The sequence below is a fragment of the Allobosea psychrotolerans genome (assembly GCF_002917105.1).
Taxonomy (GTDB): Bacteria; Pseudomonadota; Alphaproteobacteria; order Rhizobiales; family Beijerinckiaceae; genus Allobosea; species Allobosea psychrotolerans.
In genome coordinates this window covers 67,736-78,653 of sequence record NZ_PQFZ01000003.1, presented here as the reverse complement: position 1 = coordinate 78,653, position 10,918 = coordinate 67,736, and the positions used below count along the sequence as shown (strand labels likewise).

Sequence of the window (10,918 nt, the reverse complement as noted above, 5' to 3'; positions counted from 1 at the left end):
CGAATCTGATGTGGGAAACGTATTTTCAGGCTGAATCCCACATCGGCAAAATCCCGCGTCAGCAAGGCATGAGCGGTCCTATTCCCAGCGTCGGAATACCACGCTGGCATTCACGCCACCGAACCCAAATCCGTTCGAGATGGCATGCTCCATCGCAAGCGGCCGCGCATGCTTGGCCACAACATCCAGCCCGGACGCCATCTCATCGGGATGCTCGAGGTTGAGCGTCGGCGGCGCGATCTGGTCGCGCAGCGCCAGCACCGTGAAGATCGCCTCCAGCCCGCCGGCTGCGCCGAGCAGGTGGCCCGTCGCCGATTTCGTCGCGCTGATCGCAATGCTCTTCTCGGTGCCGAAGACGGCCTTGATCGCTGCGAGCTCGCCGCGGTCGCCGACTTGCGTCGAGGTCGAATGGGCATTGAGGTGCTGGACATCGCCGGGCTGAAGCCCTGCCTGTTTCAGCGCAATCTCCATGGCACGGCGCGCACCCGAGCCATCCTCGGGGCCGGAGGTGATGTGGTAGGCATCGGCGCTGGTGCCATAGCCGGTGAGCTCGGCCAGGATTTTGGCGCCTCGTGCCTGCGCATGCTCCAGCGCCTCGATCACCAGCACACCGGCGCCCTCGCCCATGACGAAGCCGTCGCGGTCACGGTCAAACGGGCGCGAGGCTTTTTCGGGTTCTTCGCTGAAGCCCGTCGAGAGCGCACGCGCCGCTGCGAAACCACCGAGCGCGACGAGATCGATGCAGGCCTCGCTGCCGCCACAGAGCGCAATATCGGCCTCGCCGGCGCGGATCAGCCGCGCCGCATCGCCGATAGCCTGAACGCCGGCCGCGCAAGCGGTTACCGGCGCGCCGATCGGCCCCTTGAAGCCATGGTCGATCGAGACATGGCCGGCGGCGAGATTGACCAGGAAGGACGGAATCGTGAAGGGCGAGAGCCGGCGCACACCGCGAGCATCTGTGAGGCGCACGGCCTCTGCGATCGCGGGGAAGCCGCCTATGCCGGAGGCGATCACCGTCGCAGTGCGCTCCTGCTCGGCTTCGCTCACGGGGCGCCAATTCGCCTGCATCAGCGCCTCCTTCGCCGCGACCAGCGCGAACTGAATGAAGCGGTCCATCTTGCGCTGGTCCTTGGGCGCGATCGCACCGTCGGGATCGAAACCGCCCTCGCTGTCCTCCTCCTGCGACGGCACGGCGCCGGCAACCTTGGCCGGTAAACTCTCGACGATCGAATCCGGCAGGCGACGCAGCCCGGAGCGGCCGGCAAGCAGGCGCTGCCAGGCCAGTTCGGCTCCGCAGCCAAGAGGCGAGACCACGCCCATACCGGTTACGACCACACGACGCATTTGAATGTCCTATTCGTTTTGGGAAGGTACGGCCGAGCGCATCGTCGCGATGGTGGCCAGGCGCTGGCGCATACCGGGACTCGCCTGCGGGCCGGCAACCACCATGACGGTATCAGGCGTGATCGGACGCAAGCTCGCGGCATCGACCATGACCGGTTCGACCGGCCGCGCCGTCTCGCACTCGGCCAGCACCAGCGCCGCGCCTTCGGGGGCGAGATGCCGATTGCCGAATGCGACCATCGCGGCGATCACGGGGAAGAAGTCCCTTCCCTTCGCGGTCAGGACGTATTCGTAGCGCTGCGGCCGCTCTTGATAGAGCCGCCGCTCGAACAGCCCGCTCTCGGTCAGATGTTTGAGCCGCCGCGCCAGTATGTTCGGCGCGATGCCGAGGCTGCGCTGGAATTCGTCGAAGCGTGAGAAACCCTGCAAGGCGTCGCGCAGGATCAGGATGCTCCACCATTCGCCGACGGTCTCGACCGTGCGGGCGCAGGGGCATTCGGCAAGCGGAACGAGCTTCGGTTGCATGGTGCGTCCGAGCTAAAGCAGTTGCTATCATTTTGCAAGTGACAGGGCGTCGTATCTGTCTCTCGCTTGCCTCAATCCAGCGTGCTCCGGAATCGCATCAGCGCGATGCCCGCATAGATCGGCACGAACAGGCTGAGATAGAACATCTCGTCGCCGATATCTCCGAGGCCGGCGCCCTTCAGCATGATCGCGCGGATGATCCGCAGGAAATGCGTCAGCGGGAATATTTCGCCCAGCGCCTGCGCCCAGCCCGGCATGCCGGCGAAGGGGAACATGAAGCCTGACAGCATCAGCGACGGCAGGAAGAAAAAGAAGGTGAGCTGCATCGCCTGGAGCTGCGTGCGCGCCATCGTCGAGATGGTGTAGCCGAGCAGCACCAGCGCCAGCACGAAGATCAGGACACAGCTCAACAGCAGCCCGAGCCCGCCGAGGAAGGGGACGGCAAAGAGCAGTTTGGCCGCGCCCAGCACGATCACGACCTGCACGGCGCCGATGGCAAGATAGGGCAGCACCTTGCCGAGCATGATCTCGCCGGCCGTCGCCGGCATCGCGAGCAGGTTCTCCATCGTGCCGCGCTCGATCTCGCGGGTCAGCGCCATGGCCGTCATCATCACCATGGTCATCTGCAGGATGACGCCGAGCAGGCCGGGCACGATGTTGTACTGGGTGATGTTCTCCGGGTTGTAGCGCCGGTGGACGACGAAGGAGAGGCTGTCCCCTCCTCGGCTGGCCGGATCGGTCACGGGCTCGTGGCCTTGCGCCCGTTGCAAGGCACGGCTCGCGATCGTGCCCAGCGCCGAGACTGCGCCGCTCGCCGCGGCCGGATCGGTCGCGTCGGCCTCGACGAGGATGCGCGGTGCATCCGCTCGCTCGACCCGCGTGCCGAAATCGCTGGGAATGGTGACGAGGAAGGAGATTTCCCCCTTCGCCATCAGGCTTTCGGCCTCCGCCGCGCTCTGCGGACGCTCGCCGAAGCGATAGTAGTTCGAGACCTCCAGCGCCGAGACCACGGCGCGCGTATAGCGGTCCTGACCGAGCGCGAGGATCGCCGCCGGCAGGCCGCGCGGATCGTTGTTGATCGCATAGCCGAAGAGCAGGAGCTGGATGATCGGCACCGCCAGCATCATGGCGAAGGTGATGCGGTCGCGCCGCATCTGCACGAATTCCTTGGCGAGCATGGCGCCAAGCCGGCTGGGGGAGAATAGCGCGATCATGCCGCCCGCTCCTGCGCGCCGGTCATGAACTTGATGAAGACATCCTCGAGGCTGGTCTCGCCCGGCTCGACCCCGATGCCCGCTTCGCCCTTAAGCGGCGCCAGCGCCGCCTCCAGCTTGCTCCGATCAGTGCCGACGACATGCAGGCTCGCACCGAAGGGGGCGATCTGCTCGACGCCATCGGCCATTGAGAGAGCCCGCATCTGCTCAGGTCTCAGCGCACCATGGACGATATAGGTGACGAGACCGGAGCCGCGCACCACCTCCTCGACCGTCCCGGTCGCCAGCATACGGCCATAGGCGATGTAGCCGATGCGGTGGCAGCGCTCGGCCTCGTCCATGTAATGGGTCGAAACCAGCACGGTGAGCCCATCCGCAGCGAGGCGATGGATCTCGTCCCAGAACTCGCGCCGCGCCTTGGGGTCGACACCGGCTGTCGGCTCGTCGAGCAGCAGCAGCCGCGGCTGGTGCATGATGCAGGCGGCCAGCGCCAGCCGCTGCTTCCAGCCGCCGGAGAGCGTGCCGGCGAGCTGGTCCTTGCGCGAGCTGAGGCCGAGCCCTTCCAGCGTCTTCGCCACCGCTTCCTCGACGGGCTTCAGCTCATAGAGCCGCGCCACGAAGGTCAGGTTCTCGGCGATCGTCAAATCTTCGTAGAAGGAGAAGCGCTGGGTCATGTAGCCGACCTGGCGCTTGATCGCGGCGCTCTGCGTGCGGACATCGAGGCCCAGCACCGTGCCCTGCCCGGCATCGGGCCGGAGTAGCCCGCAGATCATCCGGATCGTCGTCGTCTTGCCCGAGCCGTTGGGGCCGAGGAAGCCGACGATTTCCCCGGTCGCCACGGCGAGATCGACATTGTCGACCACCGTGCGCCGGCCGAAGCGCTTGGTCATGCCACGCACATCGATGGCGAGCGTGGCACTCACCGCTGCGCCCGCAGCATGACGTCGACGATCTGGCCCGGTTGGAGCGCTGATTGCGGCCCGCCATCGGGGCGCGCCTCCACCAGATAGACCAGCTTCTGGCGCGTCTGCGCCGAATAGATCACCGGCGGCGTAAATTCCGGCTCCGGTGAGACATAGGTGACCGTTGCCGTCAGCCCTGGTGCACAGCCGTCGCAACGGACATCGAGCCGCATGCCGGTGGTCACGCCGGAGATACGCGTCTCGGGCACGTAGAGCATCAGCTTGGCGGCATCGTCCGGCAGCATCAGCAACACCGGTGCGCTCGGCCCCGCGAGTTCGCCGACACGGCGCAGCACATCGCTGATCCGCCCGGCGGAGGGCATCACGAGCTGGCGCTGGGACAGCCGCCAGCGTGCTTGTGCCAGAGCGGACTTCGCCTGCTCGACCTGGTTTTCGCTCGCCTTGATCTCCTCGGCCCGCGCCGCCAGCCGGGCCACGTCGAGATTGGCGGCGATCTCCCGGACCCGCGCGCTCGCGACGTCCCGCGCCGTCAGAGCCTGATCGAGATCGGCCTGTGTCGAGACCCCGCGGCGGAACAGGTCCTGTCGGCGGTCTAGAGCCCGATCGGCCTCGCGCTCCTGCGCCTTGGCGGAAGCCAGGCTGGCCGCGATAACCGCAATCTCCTCGGGTCGCTTGCCGCTGCGCAGGTTTTCGAGCTGGGCCTGAGCCTGCACCAGCCGCGCCTCGCTTTCGGAAACCGCATTGCGGGCATCGGTCGTCTCCAGCCCCGCCACGATCTTGCCGGCCTCGACACGGTCGCCGCGCCTCACCAGGATCTGTTCGATCCGGGCGGTATCGATCGGGCCCAGCCGGACATACTCGCCCTCGACATAGCCTGCGATCCGCACCGAATCCGCGCCGCAGGCCGAGAAGCTCGCAGCGATCAAACCGAAAGAGCAGAGGAATCCGAGCATCATGACTGTCCCTCCGACATGGCGGCGATGCTGGCCCGGACATTGGCGCCGATGACGGTGGCGATCGCCTCGCTCTCGGCCTCGCCGATGTCGTTCCAGCCCATGCGCCGCGCCACGGCCGGCCGGGCCAGCCGGAAATAGAGCACCTGCCCGACCATCGCGAAGACGGCGAGCTTGGTCGCCTGCGCCTCGGCCTCAAGGCCGGTCGCGACAGCCCAGAGCGTGCAAAGACGGCCATGGACCGGGCCAACCAGCCCCTCATAAAGCGTTTCGAATGCCGAGGTCGGCTCCATCATCTCACGCACGACGAAGCGGGCGATGGTCTCGCTTTCCGGCGCGCGTGCCGCGAAGTCCGTAACCCGGCTCACGACCGCAACCAAAAGCTCCACCGCCGCCTCCGGCGGGAGCCCTTCCAGCGGCGGCATGGCCGCAGCGGCCCCAAAGACCCGCTCCTTCATCGTGGCGACGATGGCCGCGGCGCAGGCCTGGCGCAGCCCGTCCTTGCCACCGAAATGATAGGCGATGCCGGCGCTGTTGACTCCGGCCGCCTGCGCGATCTGGCGGATTGAGCTCGCATCAAAACCGTGGCGCCCGAACAGGTCGAGCCCGGCGCGCATCAGCGCCTCGCGGGCGCCTTGATCATTGCCGAGGGCTGCTTTCATCCGCCTTGCCTACCATTGCAGCTCAATTCAATCAATCGATTGATTAAATGAGGCACGCAATACGCGGAACATCGCCTTGGTAAAGGCCGCGCTCGACATGACTTGCGCCGGACAATGGTCTAAGGCGGCAGCCTGCCTCGGATCCGCCTTGCTCGATGCTCTTCAACTCCTTCGCTTTCCTGCTCGGCTTCCTGCCGCTTGCCCTCGGCCTGCATTGGCTCGCCGAGCGCTTTGCACCGCAATGGCGGCTGCCCGTGCTGGTGGCGCTGTCCTTCGCCTTCTACGGCTATTGGGACTGGCGCTTCATGCCCTTACTGGCGCTCTCGATCGGGCTGAACTGGCTCATTGCCGAAGCCTTCCAGCAGACCAAGGCGGGCGCGCTGATCACGCTGGCGATCGTCTTGAACCTCGCCGCGCTTGCGCTGTTCAAATACGTCAACTTCTTCGCCGATCTCGCCGGGATGATTCCGGGCCTTGCGACGCCGCGGCTCGATCTCGCGCTGCCGCTCGGCATCTCCTTCTTCACCTTCCACCACGTCATGTACCTGACCGATCTCCGGCGCGGCGAGGCACCGCGCTACGATCTCGTGCGTTACGCACTCTACATCGCCTTCTTCCCGCAGGTGCTGGCGGGGCCGTTGGTGCGCTGGCGCGAGATCATGCACCAGTTCGAGGAGCGCCCCTATCAGCGGCCGGACGCAGCCGAGCGGTTCGCCCGCGGCCTGCTGCTGCTGACCGCCGGCCTCGCCAAGAAGGTGCTGCTCGGTGACCCGCTGGCCGAATACGCCAACCCGGTCTTCGCGGCCGCCGCCGCCGGCAAGGTCGTCAGCATGGCGGAGGCCTGGCAGGGCGTGCTCGCCTTCACCTTCCAGATCTATTTCGACTTTTCCGGCTACACCGACATGGCGCTCGGGCTGGCGCTGCTCTTCGGCATCGTGCTGCCGCAGAATTTCGAGGCGCCCTATCGTTCGACGAGCATCCAGGATTTCTGGCGGCGCTGGCATATGACTCTGTCGCGCTTCCTGCGCGATTATCTCTATATCTGGCTCGGCGGCTCGCGGCATGGCCTGCCGACCCAGGTCTGGGCGCTGTTTGCGACCATGGCGCTGGGAGGGCTCTGGCACGGCGCGGGGCTCACCTATGTCGCCTGGGGCGTCGCACATGGGCTCGCCCTGATCGTGGCGCTGCTCTGGCGGCGCGCCGAGCTGCCGATGCCCAGGCCGCTCGGCTGGCTCCTGACCTTCCTCTTCGTCATGATGTGCTGGGTGCTCTTCCGCGCCACGAGCTTCGACGCGGCATTGTTGATCTATAAGGGGCTGATCGGCCTGGCTCCGATGGGGACGGGCTTCAAATGGCGCGCGCTGCTGCCGGCCGCCGCCTTCGCAGTTCTCGGCCCCACGGCCTGGGCGCTCGTGCACCGGCTGCCGCCAGCGCGCTGGATCGCAGTGATTGCCGCGCTCCTCTTCGTCATCGTCCTGTTCAAGATCGGCGACGACGCCAATTATGAATTCATCTACTTTCAGTTCTGAAAGCATCGCGCCGATGTCGGCAGTGCGCTGGGCCAGCTTCACACGCGCCTTCCTGGCGACGGCTCTGCTGTTGGCGGCCAGCCTTCTGGGGCTCGCCTTTCTGCTCGACCCCTATGACACCGGCCGTTCTCCGCTTGCGCTCAAGCCAGGCGTCAGGCCGCAGGGACCGCGCATGGCCGCAGCAAGCCGTGGGCGCGACCCCGCTTTTCAAGCAGTGATCATCGGCAACTCCCACATCCAGCTCGTCTCTCCCGAGGAACTCACGGCGAGGACCGGCACCGCCTTCCTCTCCCTTGCGACACCGGGAACCGGCCCCAAGGAAGCTCTTGCCCTGCTCGACTGGTTTCTGCGCAAACGGCTCGAACCGGCGCGCGCGATCGTCGTGGGCATCGACGAACATTGGTGCACATCCGATCCGGCGCTGCCGAACAAGCGACCTTTCCCGTTCTGGCTCCTCAGCCGCAATCTCGGCGACTACCTCCTCGGCCTCATACGCTACGACGTCATCCAGGAACTGCCCTCCCGAATTGCTTATCTACGCAGTCCCGACGGCGCCCGCGCCCGCCCCGACGGCTATTGGGACTATGAAGCGAACTTCGATGCGCAAGCGCCCGAGGTAGAACGCGATCGCCGCGCCGCGCTGGAGACCCCCTTGCAGATTGGTGGTGGCAATCACACCGGGCCGTTTCCCGCCGCCCGCGCGCTCGAAGCGCTCGCCCTGGCGGCTGCCCCGGAAGCGACCCTGATTCTGCTGCGCCCGCCAAGTTATGTGACGAGCCATCCTGAGCCTGGCAGCCAGGATGCCGCGGCGGATTCCGCCTGCCGCGCCGCCTTTGCGGAAATAACCCAGCGACACCCCCGCTCCGTATTGCTCGACTGGCGAATCGGTCGGCCGGAGAACGGAGACCCCGACCAATTTTTCGACCACACCCACTACCGTCGCAGCCTCGCCGCGCTGGTCGAGGCGGATATCGCCGATGTCCTGGCGCAACGGCCTTGAAGCAAGGGCAGGAATCAGGGGTGGAAACGCCCGTTTCGGCGCTCTATCGCCCAGTCGAGGCAATGTGTTGACGGAAGCGGTTGAAGACGCGCGGCGGTGATTGTTACTGCCCATGTCCCTCGCTATAAGGGCGCGAAATCGGCGGGCCTCCCACGGCAGAGTCGGTGGGCGCGCCGAGACGACCAACTCAGAGAGTGCGCCTATGTCGAAGCAAATCATTCTCGAAGCGGACTACAAACCCACCGACAGCGAGCCGTTCATGAACGAGCGGCAGCGCGAATATTTCCGCGGCAAGCTTCTGTCCTGGAAGAACGAGATTCTGAAGGAAGCGAAGGAAACGCTCGTCACTCTGCAAAGCGAGAGCGAGAACCACCCCGACATCGCCGACCGCGCCTCCTCCGAAACCGACCGCGCCATCGAGCTGCGTGCCCGCGATCGCCAGCGCAAGCTGATCGCCAAGATCGAATCCGCCATCGCCCGCATTGACGAGGGCTCCTACGGCTATTGCGAAGACACCGGCGAACCGATCTCCCTGAAGCGCCTCGAGGCCCGGCCGATCGCAACGCTCTCGCTGGAAGCGCAGGAACGTCACGAGCGCAATGAGCGTGTGTTCCGCGACGATTAGGCGAAGGCGCGCTTCGCTGCACTCGGGGGGCCTTCCGCGACGCGCGGAGGGCCTTTTATGTTTCGCGGGCAAAAGCCCCGCGCGGGAGGCGCGGGGCTTCTTTCTGGCCGCCAGCCTTGTGAGCTTGGGGAGCGTGGCGGGCGGCCGGGACGAGAGCGGGATGACGACATGCGGGAAGCCGCTTCTCGTCCGCCGCCCTCACTTGGCGATAAGAGCCGGCGGCTCGGGAGAGACCGCCGGCCGGCCAGCGCGGGAATAAGCGGGGAGCGTTCCACGCCGGCCGGAACTTCGTGAGATCTGCGTAACGCCTCAGAAAGGCAGCAGGATATCCATGACCTGCTGGCCATAGCGCGGCTGCTGGACGTCGGTGAGCTGGCCGCGCCCGCCATAGGCGATCCGGGCCTGGGCGATCTTGGTCGAATCGATGGTGTTGTCCGATTCGATGTCCTCGGGCCGGATCACGCCGGCGACGATCAGCTCGCGCACCTCGAAATTGACCCGGATCTCCTGCTTGCCCTCGATCACCAGATTGCCGTTGGGCAGGGTCTGCGTGACCACGGCGGCAACATTCGTCGCCAGGGTCTCGGCGCGGCGCACCGAACCCACGCCCTCGCTCGAAGCGGTCGAATCGAGCTTCAGGAGCGAGCCGGCGGTGGCGCCGTTGGGCAGCTTGTTCTCGTAGCCGAGGATGTTGTCGGCGCCTGCATCCTCGCCGTTCTTGCGGCTGCGCTTGGTCGTGTTGTCGAGCTGGGCCTTGTCGGTGACCTTGACCTTGACCGTCACGAGGTCGCCGACCATCCGCGCGCGCTGATCCTTGAAGAAGGCGCGCGAGCCGGTGCGCCAGAGCGAGTTCGGCGCGAAGGAGGCATGCTCCACCGCCGGCATCGGCATCTGCACGGGCTTGTAGCCCTTCACCGCCGTCGGATCCTCGATCGCGGAGAGGGCCGGCGCTTGGCCGACATTGGCGAGCCGGTCGGCCGCGCCGCAGGCGCTGAGAGCAACGCTGAGGGCGAGCAGCCCGGAGAGTCTGACGAGAATGCGTGTGGTCATGATCAGGTCCGCAACTGTCTGGATCAGGGAGCGCTGGCGACACGGCCGATGGCAGAGCTCTGGACGGAAACCCGCCCGGGCCCGCTGACCGTGCCTTGCAGCACGCGCTTGGATTGAGGGTTGGTGACGGTGATGACGTCGCCCATCGCGCCGGCCTCGCCGGCCTTGCCGCGCATCGAGATCAGCAGGCCGGGCGCTGCGTAGACGATGGTGACGAGATCGCCCTTCCCGACGATCTCCTCGCGCTGTACGTCGCCGACGCGCAGCGGCATGCCGACATTGAGCGCACGCCGCGCCACCTTGTCGATGGCCGCCTTCGCGTCGCCGATGAGTTCGCTCGCCTGCCCATCGCGTGGACGGCGCTCGACCACGACGTCAGTCACGCTCAGCGTTTCTCCGCGGGCGATGCTGCGGCGAGGCACTACGACCTCGATGGTGTCGACCATCTGACCGGTGATGCGGATGGGTTTCAGGCGCAGCGCCGCGCTGCCCGGCACGATCAGCCTGGCCTGCACCCGGCGCGAGCGGGCGTCATAGCCAAGGTCGAGCACCGTCACGTCGCCGGTCAATTCGGGTTCGATCGCGATCGCCGGTGCGCCGCCGTCTATCGCAAGCGCCAGTGCCCGGGCATCGACCCCGAAACGCTCCTGGAGGCCGGTCTTTACCGCCGCTTCGAGATCGGACGCCATCAGTCGGCGCGCGGCGCGGGTCACGATCACCTGCGCGAAGCCATGGCTCTCGATGTCGCCAGCGTCACGAATGATGCCCGCGGCGCGCGCCGCCTCCATGATGCGGCTGACCTGGATCGTGCCGGTCTCACCGAGTGCAGGCGCCCGGAAGCCCGGAGTCGCAGCAGCCTCGCTCGGCAATCCCGAGAGCAGATCGCCGAAACTGACGAGCTCGCTCGTGAGCGTGAGCTCCGGACGCAGGAAGGGCTTGCGCACCGGTGTCGGAGCCGGCGGCTGTTGCGGCGACGGCGCGACGATAGCTGCAACGGCCCCGGCGCGAGCGGCCGGATGAGGCTGGGCGGCGAAGGCCGTACCAGCCAGCACGACGGTGGCGAGGAGGGTCGATAGGCGGATCATGGCGCGCA

The 10,918-nt window shown here is 66.6% G+C and carries 11 protein-coding genes; 3 read left to right on the top strand and 8 right to left on the bottom strand.

The genetic code is table 11. From position 1 onward, the window contains the following. Positions 1-78 precede the first annotated feature (78 nt). From fabF to CYD53_RS05915, 6 genes are all read right to left on the bottom strand, one after another. Positions 79-1,344: a beta-ketoacyl-ACP synthase II gene (gene fabF, locus CYD53_RS05940; protein ID WP_103717205.1), complete on the bottom strand. Its 1,266-nt coding sequence runs from the start codon at positions 1,342-1,344 to the stop codon at positions 79-81. Between the two features lie 9 nt (positions 1,345-1,353). Then, positions 1,354-1,869 carry a winged helix-turn-helix transcriptional regulator gene (locus tag CYD53_RS05935; protein ID WP_103717204.1) on the bottom strand — a complete coding sequence of 172 codons (516 nt, stop codon included), beginning with the start codon at positions 1,867-1,869 and terminating at the stop codon, positions 1,354-1,356. Between the two features lie 71 nt (positions 1,870-1,940). Continuing rightward, positions 1,941-3,083, bottom strand: coding sequence for an ABC transporter permease (locus CYD53_RS05930; RefSeq protein WP_103717203.1), 1,143 nt, complete (start codon positions 3,081-3,083; stop codon positions 1,941-1,943). After that, positions 3,080-3,973 (bottom strand): ABC transporter ATP-binding protein, encoded by an 894-nt coding sequence (locus tag CYD53_RS05925; RefSeq protein WP_103717539.1) that lies wholly within the window; start codon positions 3,971-3,973, stop codon positions 3,080-3,082. The genes CYD53_RS05930 and CYD53_RS05925 overlap by 4 nt, the downstream gene beginning before the upstream one ends. Positions 3,974-4,002: 29 nt before the next feature. Then, the gene (locus CYD53_RS05920) at positions 4,003-4,962 is read right to left on the bottom strand and encodes an HlyD family secretion protein (RefSeq protein WP_425428267.1); all 960 of its coding nucleotides are present in this window, start codon (positions 4,960-4,962) and stop codon (positions 4,003-4,005) included. Beyond that, positions 4,959-5,621: a CerR family C-terminal domain-containing protein gene (locus CYD53_RS05915; protein WP_103717202.1), complete on the bottom strand. Its 663-nt coding sequence runs from the start codon at positions 5,619-5,621 to the stop codon at positions 4,959-4,961. The genes CYD53_RS05920 and CYD53_RS05915 overlap by 4 nt, the downstream gene beginning before the upstream one ends. Positions 5,622-5,776: 155 nt before the next feature. On the opposite strand from CYD53_RS05915, the gene CYD53_RS05910 reads away from it, so the two are divergent. The 3 genes from CYD53_RS05910 to dksA all read left to right on the top strand — a co-directional run bounded on the left by CYD53_RS05910 (position 5,777) and on the right by dksA (position 8,775). Then, the gene (locus tag CYD53_RS05910) at positions 5,777-7,150 is read left to right on the top strand and encodes an MBOAT family O-acyltransferase (RefSeq protein WP_103717201.1); all 1,374 of its coding nucleotides are present in this window, start codon (positions 5,777-5,779) and stop codon (positions 7,148-7,150) included. 13 nt (positions 7,151-7,163) lie between these two features. Continuing rightward, positions 7,164-8,150, top strand: coding sequence for a hypothetical protein (locus CYD53_RS05905; protein WP_103717200.1), 987 nt, complete (start codon positions 7,164-7,166; stop codon positions 8,148-8,150). A 202-nt stretch (positions 8,151-8,352) separates the two neighbouring features. Then, positions 8,353-8,775 (top strand): RNA polymerase-binding protein DksA, encoded by a 423-nt coding sequence (gene dksA / locus CYD53_RS05900; RefSeq protein ID WP_069692337.1) that lies wholly within the window; start codon positions 8,353-8,355, stop codon positions 8,773-8,775. Positions 8,776-9,084: 309 nt separating this feature from the next. On the opposite strand, the gene flgH is transcribed toward dksA, so the two are convergent. Together flgH and flgA are read right to left on the bottom strand one after the other, a co-directional pair. Next, the gene (gene flgH, locus CYD53_RS05895; RefSeq protein ID WP_103717199.1) at positions 9,085-9,825 is read right to left on the bottom strand and encodes a flagellar basal body L-ring protein FlgH; all 741 of its coding nucleotides are present in this window, start codon (positions 9,823-9,825) and stop codon (positions 9,085-9,087) included. A 23-nt stretch (positions 9,826-9,848) separates the two neighbouring features. Next, entirely contained in the window at positions 9,849-10,910 is a 1,062-nt protein-coding gene (gene flgA, locus CYD53_RS05890) for a flagellar basal body P-ring formation chaperone FlgA (RefSeq protein WP_103717198.1), read from the bottom strand. Between the last annotated feature and the right edge of the window lie 8 nt (positions 10,911-10,918).